We start from the raw sequence: 14950 nt of genomic DNA, 5'->3' as shown, positions 1-14950 counted from the left end.
GAAATGTCCAGCCCCTTAAAAATTACATTCTTCTCCTGAACACAACATTATCAGAGAAAATTGCCTTACCTGCGACAAACCCAACAGCCGCAATTATTGGTAGGCTGATAGTAGCTCCCGCCATACCTGTAGACATTCCGATCAGTATAGACAGGCCGAAGGTCAATAATATAACCACGAAAGCATACCAGCCGGGGAAGGTTCCATACAGAACCGTCGCCATGCAGCCGGTGCAGACATGGACGCCTCTCTGACTTTCTTTCAGGCAAAACGGACACTGGATAGTTTTGTTTTCCATGATAGACCCCTTAGATCGCTTTCCAGCCATTGCTGGTTTTAACAAGATTCATGGCACCATCGGCAGGCTCATTCATCCCTTTCACTCCAGAGAACGCGCTTTTGTCCACCCATGATGGAACATCAGTTAATTTCCATGTATAGGTGACGCGAACAACTTTTTGATTACCGTTGCCCGGTTCGGTCCATTCCTTCACCTCATCAACAACACGTCGACCAATGCAAACACCTTCTTTGGCATTCCAGATTTTGGCTTGTTTACCTTCATCTGTTATCCCAAGCGTATTGTTATCCCAGCCTTTAACAAAGGCCATTAAGCCCTGTTCTACGAGACCGTCGAGGATTACAGACCCTGTTCCAGTCCCTGTTTCATCAAATCGCGGTTTGGAGAGCTGGACAGGGAATGTGACGTTGTTGTTTCTCAGTGAGAAACAGGTTTTCGATTGACCAATCTTCGCGTTGATTGCTTTCTCAAAGTCGCCTTTTTCACCACATCCCGCCAGAACCAACGCAGCGCCTGCCATGAGTAAAATTCTTTTCATCTTCATATCCCATCAATGTTAACGAACTGACTGTTCGTGGCAGGATTGAAAGGAAAAGAGATCCTACTCCGAAGCGGATCGCACCCGATCCACAAACAGTCTGTTTAACCAATTGATAGAATTGAATTATTTTAGTTGTTCGTCATATCGTTTAAATCGATCGATAAAAAACAAATGATAGATATAGGCTATCAAATTATTTATATCGATCGACTAAAACAATTGAGATAACGATCAATTAATCGTTTTTAATCGTCACAAGCTATCAATAATAAATTATTGATCTTTCATATCAATTGATTGATGTCGTGGTCAGCAATGGAACGCCACAGTTGGGGGCTTTGGCTGGATGTTCTAAGGGATAAAGGACGAAGCAGCACACAAGGTGTGTTGTGCTGCTTATGTTGGATAGATAATTGAAAACGCGCTTTAAGCGAGGATAACTCTATTTCAGAGTTCCCCACCTGATATTTGAAAATCCAAATCCTCTTGGAAAAAGTTTTTATCCAAGATTTTCTCAATTGCCTTGACCTGTTGGCTGTTAAGATCCCATCCACCGATCCCTGCAGTAAAGTCACTATAGTCTTCATCCGTCCAAACCATGACTTTAGCTATTTCCGGGAGTTTTTCTTTTGGTATATCGATTTCGAAGACGAGTAGTTCATCTACACGTTCGAAAGCATCAATAGTATAAACAATTGTCATTTTTCTACCTTTCTTGTCGGATCTGCTGGTTTAGTTTGCTCACCTGTTATTGGGTCAAACTCGCCTAAATGATTGCGCCCTGAACGATCATAAATTTCGACCGTACCGTGTTGTGAATCCCATTCATAGATACGCCCTTTAGAATCTTTCCATCTTGAACGCAATGATCCCCCGCCCTTAACCGGGGTCCTTTTTTTAGCCGTTTTAGCATCTGGGAAGGCAGGTAATGGAGGATTTCCCTTTGGAGCCACATGATATTTATGATCAGCATTCAGATAAATATATATTGGTGGGATATTAGGCAGTGGCAGAACAAGAATATAATCCGCAAAATTCTTCTCTTCCGGGGTCGGAGTGGTCGTTGCCTCAATACTGGTATTTTCTGGCAGCGGATCGACAACTACCGGATTTGGTATCCTTACTGGGTTCTGGTTGCCTGTATTTGAAGGAACATTGACACCTGAACTGTCGGGCGTCCAGATAATGGTGATACGCGGATCTTCCTCTGTGGTGAACGTATACGCTTTTCGGCTGCTGTCCCACTCCATTTTACGCACACGCACCATATCTTTGCCGGGTGGTGTATGCCAGCCATGAGGAACCGGGTTACCTCTATCATCCTGTTCCCATGTATAACGCACGCGGCTTGGCGCTTCACGCATCTGTTCCAGACGCATCCGGTCAATAAAGTCCTGTTCACCGTCATTAAGTCTTCCGGGCATCATTCCCATCACGACTGCGGCTACAGGAGCACCGGGACCGCTGGCGGCTATTCTTCCAAGTCCTGTAGCCATCTCACCCAGTTTTACCGCCCACGTTCCTGACGTAATGGCACTTCCGCCTACCAGCCCAAGAATGCTGGCACCTTCAACAGCCGTCTGAACGTTAGCAGCACTTGTAGCTGCGGCTGTTGCCCGCTGGTATTCGATTTCTTCATGATTACCATTCAGCCATTTATACAGGGCGCTTCGCTTTTTCGGCTTTGGAATATCTTCAACAGGTTTCTTTTTCTTGGCGGTCTGAGCATGTTGGGGAACATCAGTATCGGAAGCTGGATCAGCAGGTGGAACTGCCTGATAAAATGCCATCGCAGCGAAATTGGTATGAGGCTCCTGATCTACTCCGGCATCATTGCAACCTTCACCCCGAAGGCAGGATTTGGCGAATACCCGATTGCGGTCACGCTCTTCAGCCAGTTGTTTAGTTCTTTCTTCTTCTGCGGCCTTACGTTCAGCAACCAATGCAGCAAGGGCTGCAATAGAAGGATCCGGGCCTCTGCCAACCCATTGTCCTGCTGGCGCAATAATCCAGTTAGACCCTGAAGGGCAGGCACAGCGCACAATTGAACCATCAACCGCCGCTATTTTTCCATTATTGGTATCACGGGGTTCACCGGAAACGATAACCCCTACCTCACCACATTTAGGACAGGGGGTTGTTTTATCCCCAACACGAACAACCCTTCGCCCATGTTCAGTATCATTGGACATAGAGGCGATACATTCAGCACCCGTGGTTGTTTTATCTCCCTCCAGTGCTGTTCCCCGCCCATAACAGTTAGATCGATTTCCCATTACGCCGCCTCACAAGATGACAGGAAATCCTCCGGCATGTCTTCTCCTTCACGACCTACAATCATCGGGCCATCGCACAGAGTGCTGATAATCTCATCTCCGTTATCCAGACGACTGTTGACAAGTGCTACACCGCGACCATTTACTTCACTCATTTTCCCCGCGCCAGTGACAATTTTCGCCGTTCTCCCATCAGGGTAAACAACGTCATCACCGACTAACGCAACATTAACCTTCCTGCCGTCTGAAAGTTCGATTTCGTTTCCGTTGTATGCAGCACGGACTGTTCCCCCCTCTCTGGTAAGACTGCCATCCACTGCAATACGGTATATGGCATTAACAGGATGCTGGCGGCAATACGCCTGCTTTTCGGCAATGAGCGCACGCGTTTCATCATTCATTCCGGCCAGTTGTTCCGCTGTAAACGGGGATTGATCCATTGTTGCCAGCAGCTCCGGGGTCAGTTCATTGTTGTATTGACGATCCATTTCCTTTTCCTTGTCATTTCTATGGTTTAGTTGATGCAATACTAACCGATTTTTAATTTGACTTAAAAGAGATGTTTATCATTCAGTTACAAAAATTGCCCCCGGAACAATAGTGGTGGATTTAGCTCAGGACATTAATGAATTTACTGTCAGTTTACTTATCCCGCAGAGTCCAGAAAATAACCTTCTTTAGCTGTTTATCATTTGTTCTCTGTCCAAATCACTGTCAGCGTCTGACAGGACATAATAACCGTAATCTTTAATGCAGATGCTTTCACCACTTTCCAGCATGAGCTTTATTCCGTCTTTATTTACTTCCATATCGTTTGCGATACATGTCATAAAGGGTATTTTTTTGTTTGTTTAAAGATACTTATTATTTTTATGTTTTCCATTGTTTACCTCTCTTTATTATGTTTGTTATATATTTAAATACCACTTCCCACTGAAAAATCAAATTTAACTCATCATTCAGCACAGGTTTATTTTTTGTTTGTCATTCTTTTTGAAAATATATTTATCTTATGAGCTAACGCTCATGTGCTGCCGCACGGCTACGCCCTGACGCTGATATCAAACAGGATTTAATGGCTAACACATTTTTCCATTATTTAATTACAATATGGAAAGGATCCTTTTTTGAACATCAGATCCTTCTTTCGATATATAGCATTACCGAGATAACATATAGCACTTGCTCTTAAACGTATAGGAAAACTATATTTTCAGAAGCAGCACTTAGTGATTGTCCAAAACAATCACATTGCTGAAACAGGGTTTATCCCTGTTAATGATGGATTTATCCATAAAAATAGCGGCGGAGCCGCCAGTAAGTAAGAAGGTGATTTAATCATAGCGTTTCATCTTTATTGTGGCTTTACTTTTTATTATCCAGAACCCATTTTGAAAAAAACACTTTTCTCATGAGCTAACGCTCACAGGCTTCGCCCTTGATCTGTTTCAATACAGAATTCATCCTCGAACATATAGCATTTGCTCTTAAACGCATAGGAAAACTATATTACCAATGGCAGCACTTCGTGATTGTTCAAAACAATCACTTCGCTGAAACAGGGTTTACCCTGTTAATGATGATTTATCCATAAAAGATCGCGGCGACAGCCGCCAGTAAAAAGGAGTAAACTTAATCATAAAATTAATATCTATATATTTAACCTTCCTGTTAATCAAAAACACGATCTGGAAAATGTTTTTATCCCGTCAACTGTCGCTCATGGCTTAGCCCTTTCTCTGCAATATTATTGTTGTCGCAAAATCCCGTTCCCGATTACACATTTGAGACTAATTTTTCTGTCAAATGGGAAAACAAAGCAATCAGCAGCGCTTCGTGATTGTATAAGACAATCACATCGCTGAAAATAAGTAGCAAGAAAAACCTGAATCCCTGCGTAAAACGTTCCTTGCATAACATTAAAGGAAAACCAGACTCTCTTAACTTCTTACTAATTATTTAATTATAAGCACCCTCTCAGCCCAATAAAATCAGGGCCTCACAACTTTTTTTGCTATGTTCGAACATAGCAAAGTCCTATGTGCGCACATAGATCGTACCTATGTTTGAACATAGCGGGATCTATGTTTGAACATAGTTTTTTTAACATTACTTTACATATTATCATGTTATAATTATACCTCTCCTATTTTATTTATAGGTTATCTATTGACTTTCATTTTTTTGCATAGTATTTAAATATACATAATAACAATAACACGAGAGATTAATATGAACACAAATGACGCCGAACTATTACACCTTTTTGAAGCATTAACGACTGAGCAAAAGATTGATATCGCGCGAACCCTGATAAAAAACAAAGAGATCAAATCCACCACCGTTATTTCCACAGAAGACGATAAAGCGATTTCATTTTCACAACCTTATGTCTTTGCTTTTACATCTAACTTCCGTGTTTTTTCCGATCTGGACATCTCTAAAAATGAATTCCGTGTCTTAACTTATATCTTGGAATACATGGAGTTTGGAAACCTTATCAATCTTTCACAGTCATCACTCTGTAAGGCTTTAAATATTGCCTCCGGGAATATGTCCAATATATTTAAGAAACTCAGACAAAAAGGAATACTCGTTGAACATCATGGACACCTGTATATCAACTCCAATATTTTTGCCAAAGGCATGAGTCATCAACTTGATGAGAAACGTAAAGAACATTTGAGTAACGCCAAAAACATTTCTGCTGATATTGAACAATACCCAGAAAACTACACTGACCTTACAAAACAGGAAAGACGAAGTTTAGTATTAGAAACCGAAACTAAAGACATCTACACGGATGCATTTATTTTTAGTAAGAAGAAAAAAAACCACGCTGTCCCTAACGGTAAAAACAGCATAAAAATCGATAAACCCAGAAAAGTATATAAACGAACCAAAGAGAATGAGGAAGCACGAAAAATCCTGACTGACGCTGCCTCCCATTTGAAAGCAGTGTCCTGAAATAGTTAACAAGGGGAATCAATATGCAATGTTCATGTGGAAGATAAATGACAGACAGGTTTTCTGTCTCACAAAAAAACAATCTTAGATGGGAATACTCTTTTTGTAAATCTTGTGGAAAAATCGATGGTGACTATCTCTATAGCTACGATAAAAAACAATTTTTTGGATGTGGTCATTCAGCAAGAATTCATTACAAAAAAGCCACCAATCAAAATAACGAGTAATAGATAATTATAGTTCTTCAGCCTGTTAATTTGACACTTCCCTCATACGCCGTAATATATAATATAACCACTATTTTATTTGCGAGGTATATATGAGAAAAGTAAAAACAGACAACAGTGATTTAATCCAATATTTAGATACAGTAAAAGAACTAAAAAATCATATTCCGATAGAGGAATACCGAAATGAATATCGTAGACTATGCTCTGATAATATTCCGTGGATTAAGATTCAAAAATTTAAGTCTGCCCATACCGAACTTCGCAGACTGGATAAAAAGAGAGAATCTCTTATTGAATTGTTTATTGATGAACTTAACCCGATAAGCAGTTCAAAAGCTAACACATCAGCGAAGTCATCAGGTAATCTGGAGCTGTTTAACGAACGCGTTCTCTACCGTAAAGCAATCTCAGAAAAAAGTGATGAAGAAATTGTTGCCTTGGTCGTAAAACAGCGTACAGAAGCCGCTCTGGAGTTTCAGCGTTCTATTGAACAGAGCCTTGAGCAACTCTCCCGCATTTCGTCAGAGTTCAAACCATCAAGTCAGATACGCAGGAAAATGCCTCTGTAAAACTTATCCTGTGCTATTCAGTGTAAAATGGAATTTATTAGATTGATTAACCGATAGTATTTACTATATTATTTATCGGTTAGTATATTTTTGGCTGTTCAATCGCATCCTATACATTAACTTTATAAATCCCCATTTTAAACACAGGAAGGCATCGTATGAGTGAAACTCTCAAGGCACTGAATAATATCCGTACACTCCGCGCACAGGCTCGTGAAACAGATCTGACAACGCTTGAAGAAATGCTGGAAAAACTCTCTGTTATCGTTGATGAGCGCCGTGAAGATGAAAATGCAGCCCTTAAAGAACAAGAAGAGCATCAGGCTAAGCTTGAAGCCTTCCGTCAGAAATTGTTAGAAGATGGTATTGATCCTGCTGAACTCCTCGCAACAGTTGGTTCATCTCAGCCTAAAGCAAAATCACCCCGTGCTCCACGCCCGGCTAAATACAAATATACAGATGAAAACGGTAATGAACAGACTTGGACGGGTCAGGGCCGTACTCCTAAAGTGATCGCTGTTGCTATTGAAGCAGGTAAAACACTTGAAGACTTCGCAATCTGATCATTCTAAGGCCGTCAATATAATTTGACGGTTTTAAAAATCAGGCTATATGTAATACCAGAATCCATTCCGGCATTACACTATTAATATACTCATACATCCCTCTAAAGGATCTTTTTCTGATATTATCTCATTATATCCAGATTCCAGTTCAGCACACCATAATCATCCATAGATATTCCTTCCTCCAGATTTCTTATCAACATATCCTTAATATACTTACCATGATAAAACATTACTCTATTCAATAACTCTGCCATATCGATATATTCCTTTCTTTCTTTCCCCGTACCAAAAAGGATTTTGTAATAATCAAACTCCTTTAGAACCTCTAACATATGAACACGTAGCGCAAAATCAACGGCATCCTGCTCCTTAACGAAAGTCATGACATTTTCATCATTTACACTTGCCATACCGTAAATCTTGTTTACGTATAACATTAATGTCACTGATATTGCAAAGATCATCGTTTCATCTTTTTTATTCATTTTGTTTTTTTTCATTTATATCCTCTCTTATTGATATTTAGTATTTAATAAAAAGTAGTCGCAGGTATTAACAATACACCCAAGCATTACGTACAAGCCGTTCTGCTACTTCTTCGTAGTTAACCTCTTCAATATTCCCATGATGGCCTTCCTGCGCGGTTAACTTGTCAAAGTTATGACAAACATGATTAATCGTTATCCTTATAAATGCACTCATAAAATCAGCATCATCGACAAGATGCGAAATGCCGTCACTACACATATCCTGCATTGTTTTCCAGCTCGCTTCAAAAGAACGCTTTGCAAGATCATAGAACAACTCAGTAGATGTATTTTTACTTTCAATATTTTTAGTCATGATTACTCCTCATTTTTACATGATATATTTTAACTTACTCTTATTTTCAGCCCCTGAATACGGGGCTAAAACAAAAAACTACTTTTGAGAATCTTTCATAAAATCCATTTCTTTATGAAATGCCTTTAATGCTTTCAATATAAAAGCGTTATCAATGAGTCTTGGTGATAACTTTATATCAAAGAATGTATTTCTTACGACTTTAGGGAACATCTGTTTTGCTACTTTAATACTGTCCTTATAAGTATTCATCATAAAAGCTTCTTCATGCTTGAGTTGTTCTACTTGTTCAGGATGGTTCTGAATAATAGAACTCACACGCAATTCAAAGCATTGTTTAGATAAATGCAGTAATATCTTGTTTGCTTCTTTTTTCAGATCTTTATTCATGATTTCTTCCTCTTTATTTAATGCCAAGTTTAGGATAGATTTTTTTGAACTCTCTATAAGAGTATTTTAAATCTTCCATAACTTCATCAATCAAAAAAATACATTCCCCAACATTATTGTCTCTCACCCACTTGAGGAAGTCTGGTTTTGTGATATAAATAATATGATCCATAACCATATTCATATATTTTTTATCATAAAGATGACGTTCAAATTGATCACCCATTATCTTAAACATGTTTTCCACATAAAGAGCTAAGTTATCCATTGCCATTCTTGAGAAAACTTCAGTTTTATCATTATCAAAGATAAATGATATTTCAGGCACATTTATATTTTTCATGTTATTTTCCTTTTATTAGTTAGATGTATTACGAGAAGCAGTTATAGCTTTATAAATCCACTCATCAACTTCGCTTTCAATGAAAGCAACAGCTCTTTCACCGATTTTTATTTGTTTGGGGAATTTCCCCGCGCTGATAAGTTTATAAATCCACGTCTTGCCGAACCCGGTTTTCCTTATTACTTCTGATAAGCGAATAAGTTTTAAAGTTTTATCTGTTTTGTTTTGAACCATGTTTATCTCCTGTGTTGTTCGATGGAGATAATTCTAGGATTTTGGCTGGTTCTAAACTAGGGATGTTCACCAACCGTGAGTTTCGCGGAAATTTTTGGAGGGATACTCTTTATAGGGACGTTCGCAGGTTGTGAACATCCCTTGTGTTTACTTTTTGTTTTTATCCGTGGCTTTATCGTTAAATGTTATCACGTCAATGATATTCCAGTCCTTTAACATATTGTTTTTAATATAGAAATCATTTAAAACCTTGAAGTACTCATCCTTTTCGAGATAACTTTTCGCGTAGTCATAATCAGTATCTTTGATGTTATCACGATTCCGAACACCACCAGTACCATGCAGGATGTCAGCTAAGATGTTGAATGGTATGTTCTTATCTTCGTTGTAGAGCTGTTCCCATGAGATCAAATCCATCAAAGGGATGACTTTGTAATCAAGTATTCTTTGAAAAGTCTTATGACCAAACCGAAAAGTTCGTTTTGGTGGTTTTGCCGTTTTAAGCTGCTTTTGCCATAGAGCAATCAGCACCTTCAGGTGTTCTGCGAGATCGTCGCTGCTGGCTTCTTCCAAGTCAATTTCAACCAGTATTTTGTTGGCAGGATTCATGCCACCTTGTTTCAGATACTCAGAGATGTAGTCAGAACTCACAGCAACAGGGTCTGTTTGCTCTGAAGTCTCCAGCCGATACATAGCCCGCCCATAGTTGAACAATGCACTTCTGGTCATTGGTCTGACAGCATAGCTATGTGAGAGTCTCTGATTGTCTGAAATCCATTTTGATTCAAGTATCGCATCACCACATCGGATTTTCGCCTCATGGTATATAGCCTGCATTTGATTATTTTTGCCTGCTGTATCCCATTGCTGTCTCGTTTTGTAAGCCAGCATCCGTCTTTCAAGTTCAGCATAGATTTGTTCTAGGGTCAGGTCTTTCAGGCCATCGTATCGGCGTACATCAAACCAAGATAAGGCTGCCCTGATATCTTCCATTTCCTTTTGTGTAGTCAATTTTCTTGTCCTGCCAATTACTTTCATGTTTCATAAAAGTTAACCCATTCAACATGATAGAGAAAGTGAAAAAGAGGAGCGGGGTTTCAAAATGGTGTGAGAGCAGATAAGTGATCTTGGATGTAAGAACGTCCATCTTGACTAAACATTATTTCTTTACTAAAAATTAACTAATTGTTTTATATCAATTACTTTATAAAAAATAACGACAACATCATGTTGATAATGAAAGTAAAATAAGATGAGTATAGTTATATGGTTATGACAACAACAAATTGTTTTTAATTGACATTTTATAGATAAGAAAACAATAATGATGGTAAATATGTTGGTAAAAATATAGTTAACTTAAATAAAGTTAGTAACAACAGGAGATACAGATGAAGTTCGAGTCCAGTCAGAGGAGCCAAATTTGAAAAGCCTGCTTTTAAAGCAGGCTTTTTGCTTTTCTGCGTCACTGATGTTAACTCAGAATCGCATCCAGTCTGGCAAGCACTTCATTTACAACGGCGTCAGGTATGCGTTCCAGCCGCATGCCGTTCCGGGCAGCCATATCAATGGTTCTGGGCTGGTCACAGCGAATAACGCCCGTTGTTGTTGTCCCCGCCCCTTCCAGTGAAACGGTGAAACCTGCTGTACGTGCAAAGTTTCCGCCGCTGGTGACGGGAACCACTACCGGTAACCGGGTCAGCTTGTTAAACGATGCCTTCGATACGACAAGAACCGGACGTTTTCCACTTTGCTCGTGGCCAGCAATCGGATCCAGTGAAACAAGCCAGATTTCCCCTCTGTCCATTTACAGGATCTCCCTGCCCACCGCAGGCGCATCGATCCATTCCCGCTCCTCTTCGCTCATTTCAGCGTACGGATCGCACTGCGCCAGCAGCTCCTCAAGCGAATAGTGAGGCCGCTTCTGGGGTTCAATAATCAGGCAGCCATTATTAATGGTCATGCCGACTTCGCTGTCCGTCGACAGCTCCAGCGTTTTCAGCACGGCGGGAGGAACTGCCAGCATGATGGATCCGCCGACCTTTTTCAGACGAGTTGTATACATAGCGCACCTCCAGATATTATATTTTAATATAACATTCATGACGGGAAGTGCACAATTATTCATCAGATTCATGGTGATTTCCTTTTCGTATTTAGGTGTCCATAAAGCCGTTATCCATCGAAGGACAGTGCAGGCGGGAACGAAGCGCGGAACTAAGAAGGCTGATAATAGAAAACTGTTTTTGCGGTTCAAAGGATTATGGCGAATCGGATAAACGAAATGCGAGGCGGCTTCCGGATCGGAGCTGCGCCCGCTGTATTGTCTTTTGACCGTCGGAAAGACCCGTAACGCTCAGGGCAGCCTGGCAATCACCTTAATCTCAAACTGGAATCCGTACAGCCACGTCACGCCGATCCCGGTCAACGTCGGGTAAGGCGCTTCCCCCCAATATTCTGGCAGGATACTCCAGATTGCGTCGAGGTTTGACTCGGGATCGACGACAAAGAGGGTAACGTCAACCACGTCACCGAACGTGCAGCCCGCAGCCGCAAGAACAGCATTAAGGTTATCGAATGCCAGCCGGATCTGCGCGTTGAGATCCTCTTCAGGCGAACCATCCTCCCGGCTACCAACCTGTCCCGAAACAAACAGGAAGCCGTTAGATTTGATGGCGGGTGAATACCGGTTGCGCTCGTAGAGCGCCTGCCGACCGAAGGGAAAAACGGCTTCGCGTGTTGTCATGTTTGTGCCTCTGTAATGGGGCGAAATCTGCCCGGTGAACATAAAGACACTTTACAGTTGCTGTAGCGGGCGGATAAACAAGCGACTTTGTCCATCATTGTTTGTAATATCCAAACAATCGGTGAAAAGAGAGAACAACGGATGGATCGTTTCGATGCGATGCGCGCCTTTGCTCGCGTAGTTGAGGCAGGCAGTTTCACCAGGGCTGCCCAAACGCTTCATATGAGCAAAACCACGGTGACGCAGCTTATTCAGCAGCTGGAAGCGCGCCTGCGCGTCAGGCTGCTCCATCGCACCACCCGCAGGCTCGGCGTCACTCCTGATGGCGCGGTCTACTACGAGCGCGTCATCCGCCTGCTGGCGGACATGGAGGATGCTGAAAACAGCCTGTCCAGTTCGGCGATGACGCCCAGGGGACGGCTACGGATAGACGTGCCCACTCCTCTCGCCCGCCTGGTGCTGGTGCCCGCGCTACCGGCTTTTCACGCGCGCTACCCTGATATCCAGTTCGACATGGGCGTGAGTGACCGGGTGGTGGATCTGATCGGCGACAACGTGGATTGCGTCGTGCGCGGCGGTGAAATCAACGACCAGTCCCTGATCGCACGCCATGTCGGCGATCTGCAAATCGGTGTTTACGTCGCACCGAGCTATGTGGAACGCCTCGGCGCACCTGCGCATCCGCGAGAGCTGGAAAACACGGACCATCGCATAGTGGGATTCTTGTCCTCACGCACCGGTAAGGTTGATCCTCTGGTACTGCACGGTGAGAGCGAACATATTGAAATCACGGGCAGCTACGTGCTTGCAGTGGATGATGGCAATGCCTACCTCGAAGCCGGGCTCGCGGGATTAGGCGTGATTGCGCTACCCGTCTATATGGCGGCAGCACATCAGGCTTGTGGCTCCTTGATTCCGCTATTTGAAGACTGGCGTATTGATCCAATGCCCCTGTATCTGGCCTTTCCGCCGAACCGCCACGTTAACGCCAAACTGCGCGTTTTTATTGATTGGATCGTTGAATTGATGCAGCAGCATGTCCCCACTTCTACCCATAAATAACTGCATCTATTCGTTCATCACCGCGAGTGACGGTCATGCTGGCGGTTTTGAAGCAGGTTTTTTGCTTTTCTGCCCTACAGCACTAACTCATAGTGCGAGCCGTCCGGCAGCTCCACATCAAGCCGCAGCTTTCCGCCCGCCGCCTCAACGTAGCGCTTGAGAGAAGAGAGTTTCAAATCGCGCCCGGGCTTTTCCATTACCGCAACGGTAGGTTGCCTGATACCCAACGCCTGCGCCATTTCTACCTGCGTTTTTTGTACTTTCTCGCGTAACTCAGCAAGATGAATGTTGAGCAAAATATCCGTTGCTATCGCCTGAGCGCTGGCGACAACCTCCGGCTTTTCATCCGCTATAAGCTGCTCAAGGGTTCTTCCCATCGCGCTATTCTCTCTCTTTTAATGTATCCAGCCAGTGAGTGAATTCCTGGTCAGCAACGAGAAGCATCTCATCGTAGAATCGCCTTTCATTGCCGACCTTATTGCCAGCACAAAGCATGATGCCAGTACGGTTTGGATCAAAGGCGAAAAACGCCCGCAAGGGATCGCCCTTACTCTGAATACGTAGCTCTTTCATGTTGCTGTGACGAGAGCCTTTAAGCGTATCAGCGTAGGGTCTCGATAAACCCGGCCCCTTCTCTCGCAAAACAAGCAGTGCTGCAAGTACGCTGGCGCGATCGGTATCGTCAAGCGAAGTGAACCAGCGATCAAACCTGTCCGTCGTGTTAATTGCCCACACAAGACCTTCCATCCAATATAGATCAAAAGCTATATACGTGCAAAGCTATAGCGATGATTATGCTGAGATGGAAAAGCAGAATCTTGTGGGGTTACGGAAATACTGAATGCGTGCCGGAGTAATTCTATGTCTCCCTTGTTGGATATTCATTTTGTTACGAGCAGCATCGGAAAAAGTTCAGCAGCCCAGCAACTGCCGCCAGGCCGCCACTTCCTCATCCAGCCACGCGACAAAAAGAGCCACCTCCGGCTTCGTCTCCGTTGACCGCGCTTTCACCAGCCAGTAAGGCCAGGGATACGGCGCGGTAATGGAGGTTAACTGGACCAGCTCGCCCCGGGTGATGGCATCCTGAACCAGAGAGCGGCGCTCCAGCGCGATGCCTTTCCCGAGCCGAACGGCTTCGATAATTAAATTCGAGTCGTTAATGCATAAACCGCCAGGCACGATCTCTTTCTCCAGCCCCGCATTTACGCACCACGTTTTCCACGACTCCATGGAAAAAATAATATGACTTTTTGCAATCTCAGCCGGCGTAGCGGGCAGCACACCGTCGTTATAGCCGGGTGCGGCCACCACAATAAGCTCATCGGAAAAAAGGTAATGGCTTTCGCTCCCTTCCCAGTTTCCCTTCCCCATTCGTATCGCGATGTCTGTTCCTTCCTGCTGCAGGCTGGTGACCGTCAGGCAGGCCTGGATCCGAAGGGTGATAAGCGGATATTTCGCCCGAAAGCGTTCCAGGCGCGGCAACAGCCAGTGGCATCCAAAAGACGGAACCATCGCCAGCGTCAGCTCCTGCTTTCTCGGCTTCACCTGTACAAGCCGGGTGGCATCCGCAATATGGTTCAACGCCTCGCGTACCTGTAAGGCATAGAGCCGCCCTTCTTCGTTGATCTGCACCCCGCGTCCCTGACGGATAAAGAGCTTAACGCCCACCATCTCCTCCAGCACTTTGATCTGCTGGCTGATAGCGGAATGGGTAACGTGGAGTTCTTTCGCCGCCAGCGTCACGCTGCCAAGACGGGCGACGGCTTCAAAGCTTCGCAAACTGGCAATGGGTGGAAAATTCGACATGAAACCTCTCCCTTATCCGCGCTGGATTTATAACGGCAACTTGCCCACATGTCAGTAATACTAACCTTTACGG

Annotated in this window: 21 protein-coding genes; 4 read left to right on the top strand and 17 right to left on the bottom strand. The window is 43.3% G+C overall.

What is annotated here, in order from left to right; all coding sequences use genetic code 11:
- Positions 1–22: 22 nt before the first annotated feature.
- The 5 genes from ACERY3_RS12890 to ACERY3_RS12870 all read right to left on the bottom strand — a co-directional run bounded on the left by ACERY3_RS12890 (position 23) and on the right by ACERY3_RS12870 (position 3606).
- Positions 23–298 (bottom strand): hypothetical protein, encoded by a 276-nt coding sequence (locus ACERY3_RS12890; RefSeq protein WP_000428933.1) that lies wholly within the window; start codon positions 296–298, stop codon positions 23–25.
- Positions 299–308: 10 nt separating this feature from the next.
- On the bottom strand, positions 309–839 hold the full coding sequence (locus tag ACERY3_RS12885; protein WP_373225812.1) for a lipoprotein: 531 nt from the start codon (positions 837–839) through the stop codon (positions 309–311).
- A gap of 450 nt (positions 840–1289) precedes the next feature.
- Positions 1290–1544: a pyocin S6 family toxin immunity protein gene (locus tag ACERY3_RS12880; RefSeq protein WP_151360131.1), complete on the bottom strand. Its 255-nt coding sequence runs from the start codon at positions 1542–1544 to the stop codon at positions 1290–1292.
- Positions 1541–3118, bottom strand: a complete 1578-nt coding sequence (locus ACERY3_RS12875; protein ID WP_373225811.1) for a colicin E3/pyocin S6 family cytotoxin — start codon at positions 3116–3118, stop codon at positions 1541–1543. The genes ACERY3_RS12880 and ACERY3_RS12875 overlap by 4 nt, the downstream gene beginning before the upstream one ends.
- A complete protein-coding gene (locus ACERY3_RS12870) occupies positions 3118–3606 on the bottom strand; it encodes a PAAR domain-containing protein (RefSeq protein ID WP_373225810.1) in 489 nt (162 codons plus the stop codon). The genes ACERY3_RS12875 and ACERY3_RS12870 overlap by 1 nt, the downstream gene beginning before the upstream one ends.
- Positions 3607–5350: 1744 nt before the next feature.
- Between ACERY3_RS12870 and ACERY3_RS12865 the strand changes: the two genes are divergently transcribed.
- The 3 genes from ACERY3_RS12865 (at position 5351) to ACERY3_RS12855 (ending at position 7447) form a co-directional block, all read left to right on the top strand.
- On the top strand, positions 5351–6085 hold the full coding sequence (locus tag ACERY3_RS12865) for a DNA-binding protein (protein ID WP_373225809.1): 735 nt from the start codon (positions 5351–5353) through the stop codon (positions 6083–6085).
- 319 nt (positions 6086–6404) lie between these two features.
- Positions 6405–6884, top strand: coding sequence for a DUF4756 family protein (locus tag ACERY3_RS12860; protein WP_373225808.1), 480 nt, complete (start codon positions 6405–6407; stop codon positions 6882–6884).
- A gap of 158 nt (positions 6885–7042) precedes the next feature.
- A complete protein-coding gene (locus ACERY3_RS12855; RefSeq protein ID WP_373225807.1) occupies positions 7043–7447 on the top strand; it encodes an H-NS family nucleoid-associated regulatory protein in 405 nt (134 codons plus the stop codon).
- A gap of 125 nt (positions 7448–7572) precedes the next feature.
- Here ACERY3_RS12855 and ACERY3_RS12850 read toward each other — a convergent pair whose 3' ends face one another.
- The 9 genes from ACERY3_RS12850 to ACERY3_RS12810 all read right to left on the bottom strand — a co-directional run bounded on the left by ACERY3_RS12850 (position 7573) and on the right by ACERY3_RS12810 (position 12009).
- Positions 7573–7953 carry a hypothetical protein gene (locus tag ACERY3_RS12850; RefSeq protein ID WP_157715735.1) on the bottom strand — a complete coding sequence of 127 codons (381 nt, stop codon included), beginning with the start codon at positions 7951–7953 and terminating at the stop codon, positions 7573–7575.
- A 52-nt stretch (positions 7954–8005) separates the two neighbouring features.
- On the bottom strand, positions 8006–8296 hold the full coding sequence (locus ACERY3_RS12845; RefSeq protein ID WP_373225806.1) for a hypothetical protein: 291 nt from the start codon (positions 8294–8296) through the stop codon (positions 8006–8008).
- 78 nt (positions 8297–8374) lie between these two features.
- Positions 8375–8686, bottom strand: coding sequence for a hypothetical protein (locus ACERY3_RS12840; protein ID WP_373225805.1), 312 nt, complete (start codon positions 8684–8686; stop codon positions 8375–8377).
- A gap of 13 nt (positions 8687–8699) precedes the next feature.
- Positions 8700–9029, bottom strand: coding sequence for a hypothetical protein (locus tag ACERY3_RS12835; RefSeq protein WP_032260079.1), 330 nt, complete (start codon positions 9027–9029; stop codon positions 8700–8702).
- A gap of 15 nt (positions 9030–9044) precedes the next feature.
- Positions 9045–9263 (bottom strand): AlpA family transcriptional regulator, encoded by a 219-nt coding sequence (locus tag ACERY3_RS12830; protein ID WP_002911792.1) that lies wholly within the window; start codon positions 9261–9263, stop codon positions 9045–9047.
- A gap of 147 nt (positions 9264–9410) precedes the next feature.
- The gene (locus ACERY3_RS12825) at positions 9411–10274 is read right to left on the bottom strand and encodes a DUF6387 family protein (RefSeq protein ID WP_373225804.1); all 864 of its coding nucleotides are present in this window, start codon (positions 10272–10274) and stop codon (positions 9411–9413) included.
- Positions 10275–10737: 463 nt separating this feature from the next.
- A complete protein-coding gene (locus ACERY3_RS12820; protein WP_058841450.1) occupies positions 10738–11070 on the bottom strand; it encodes a type II toxin-antitoxin system PemK/MazF family toxin in 333 nt (110 codons plus the stop codon).
- Positions 11071–11328: a hypothetical protein gene (locus tag ACERY3_RS12815; protein WP_058841451.1), complete on the bottom strand. Its 258-nt coding sequence runs from the start codon at positions 11326–11328 to the stop codon at positions 11071–11073. It lies immediately after the preceding gene.
- 291 nt (positions 11329–11619) lie between these two features.
- Positions 11620–12009, bottom strand: a complete 390-nt coding sequence (locus ACERY3_RS12810) for a RidA family protein (RefSeq protein WP_058841452.1) — start codon at positions 12007–12009, stop codon at positions 11620–11622.
- A 141-nt stretch (positions 12010–12150) separates the two neighbouring features.
- On the opposite strand from ACERY3_RS12810, the gene ACERY3_RS12805 reads away from it, so the two are divergent.
- Positions 12151–13071, top strand: a complete 921-nt coding sequence (locus tag ACERY3_RS12805) for a LysR family transcriptional regulator (RefSeq protein WP_058841453.1) — start codon at positions 12151–12153, stop codon at positions 13069–13071.
- A 74-nt stretch (positions 13072–13145) separates the two neighbouring features.
- Here the strand turns inward: ACERY3_RS12805 and ACERY3_RS12800 are convergent, their stop codons facing one another.
- The 3 genes from ACERY3_RS12800 to ACERY3_RS12790 form a co-directional block, all read right to left on the bottom strand.
- Positions 13146–13448 carry an XRE family transcriptional regulator gene (locus tag ACERY3_RS12800; RefSeq protein ID WP_058841454.1) on the bottom strand — a complete coding sequence of 101 codons (303 nt, stop codon included), beginning with the start codon at positions 13446–13448 and terminating at the stop codon, positions 13146–13148.
- A 4-nt stretch (positions 13449–13452) separates the two neighbouring features.
- Entirely contained in the window at positions 13453–13806 is a 354-nt protein-coding gene (locus ACERY3_RS12795; protein ID WP_058841455.1) for a type II toxin-antitoxin system RelE/ParE family toxin, read from the bottom strand.
- Positions 13807–13983: 177 nt separating this feature from the next.
- Entirely contained in the window at positions 13984–14877 is an 894-nt protein-coding gene (locus ACERY3_RS12790; protein WP_058841456.1) for a LysR substrate-binding domain-containing protein, read from the bottom strand.
- Positions 14878–14950: the final 73 nt, after the last annotated feature.

The sequence above is a fragment of the Enterobacter cloacae complex sp. ESBL7 genome (genome assembly GCF_041679625.1).
In the GTDB taxonomy this organism is placed as follows: Bacteria; Pseudomonadota; Gammaproteobacteria; order Enterobacterales; family Enterobacteriaceae; genus Enterobacter; species Enterobacter asburiae_B.
The sequence above is the reverse complement of the archived record's forward strand: the minus strand, read 5'-3'. Positions and strand labels throughout refer to the sequence as shown.

Excerpts from the sequence above, each read along its gene's own strand:
- ACERY3_RS12890 (WP_000428933.1), bottom strand. The coding sequence starts at position 298 with ATGGAAAACAAAACTATCCAGTGTCCGTTTTGCCTGAAAGAAAGTCAG.
- ACERY3_RS12885 (WP_373225812.1), bottom strand. The coding sequence starts at position 839 with ATGAAAAGAATTTTACTCATGGCAGGCGCTGCGTTGGTTCTGGCGGGA.
- ACERY3_RS12880 (WP_151360131.1), bottom strand. The coding sequence starts at position 1,544 with ATGACAATTGTTTATACTATTGATGCTTTCGAACGTGTAGATGAACTA.
- ACERY3_RS12875 (WP_373225811.1), bottom strand. The coding sequence starts at position 3,118 with ATGGGAAATCGATCTAACTGTTATGGGCGGGGAACAGCACTGGAGGGA.
- ACERY3_RS12870 (WP_373225810.1), bottom strand. The coding sequence starts at position 3,606 with ATGGATCGTCAATACAACAATGAACTGACCCCGGAGCTGCTGGCAACA.
- ACERY3_RS12865 (WP_373225809.1), top strand. The coding sequence starts at position 5,351 with ATGAACACAAATGACGCCGAACTATTACACCTTTTTGAAGCATTAACG.
- ACERY3_RS12860 (WP_373225808.1), top strand. The coding sequence starts at position 6,405 with ATGAGAAAAGTAAAAACAGACAACAGTGATTTAATCCAATATTTAGAT.
- ACERY3_RS12855 (WP_373225807.1), top strand. The coding sequence starts at position 7,043 with ATGAGTGAAACTCTCAAGGCACTGAATAATATCCGTACACTCCGCGCA.
- ACERY3_RS12850 (WP_157715735.1), bottom strand. The coding sequence starts at position 7,953 with ATGAAAAAAAACAAAATGAATAAAAAAGATGAAACGATGATCTTTGCA.
- ACERY3_RS12845 (WP_373225806.1), bottom strand. The coding sequence starts at position 8,296 with ATGACTAAAAATATTGAAAGTAAAAATACATCTACTGAGTTGTTCTAT.
- ACERY3_RS12840 (WP_373225805.1), bottom strand. The coding sequence starts at position 8,686 with ATGAATAAAGATCTGAAAAAAGAAGCAAACAAGATATTACTGCATTTA.
- ACERY3_RS12835 (WP_032260079.1), bottom strand. The coding sequence starts at position 9,029 with ATGAAAAATATAAATGTGCCTGAAATATCATTTATCTTTGATAATGAT.
- ACERY3_RS12830 (WP_002911792.1), bottom strand. The coding sequence starts at position 9,263 with ATGGTTCAAAACAAAACAGATAAAACTTTAAAACTTATTCGCTTATCA.
- ACERY3_RS12820 (WP_058841450.1), bottom strand. The coding sequence starts at position 11,070 with ATGGACAGAGGGGAAATCTGGCTTGTTTCACTGGATCCGATTGCTGGC.
- ACERY3_RS12815 (WP_058841451.1), bottom strand. The coding sequence starts at position 11,328 with ATGTATACAACTCGTCTGAAAAAGGTCGGCGGATCCATCATGCTGGCA.
- ACERY3_RS12810 (WP_058841452.1), bottom strand. The coding sequence starts at position 12,009 with ATGACAACACGCGAAGCCGTTTTTCCCTTCGGTCGGCAGGCGCTCTAC.
- ACERY3_RS12805 (WP_058841453.1), top strand. The coding sequence starts at position 12,151 with ATGGATCGTTTCGATGCGATGCGCGCCTTTGCTCGCGTAGTTGAGGCA.
- ACERY3_RS12800 (WP_058841454.1), bottom strand. The coding sequence starts at position 13,448 with ATGGGAAGAACCCTTGAGCAGCTTATAGCGGATGAAAAGCCGGAGGTT.
- ACERY3_RS12790 (WP_058841456.1), bottom strand. The coding sequence starts at position 14,877 with ATGTCGAATTTTCCACCCATTGCCAGTTTGCGAAGCTTTGAAGCCGTC.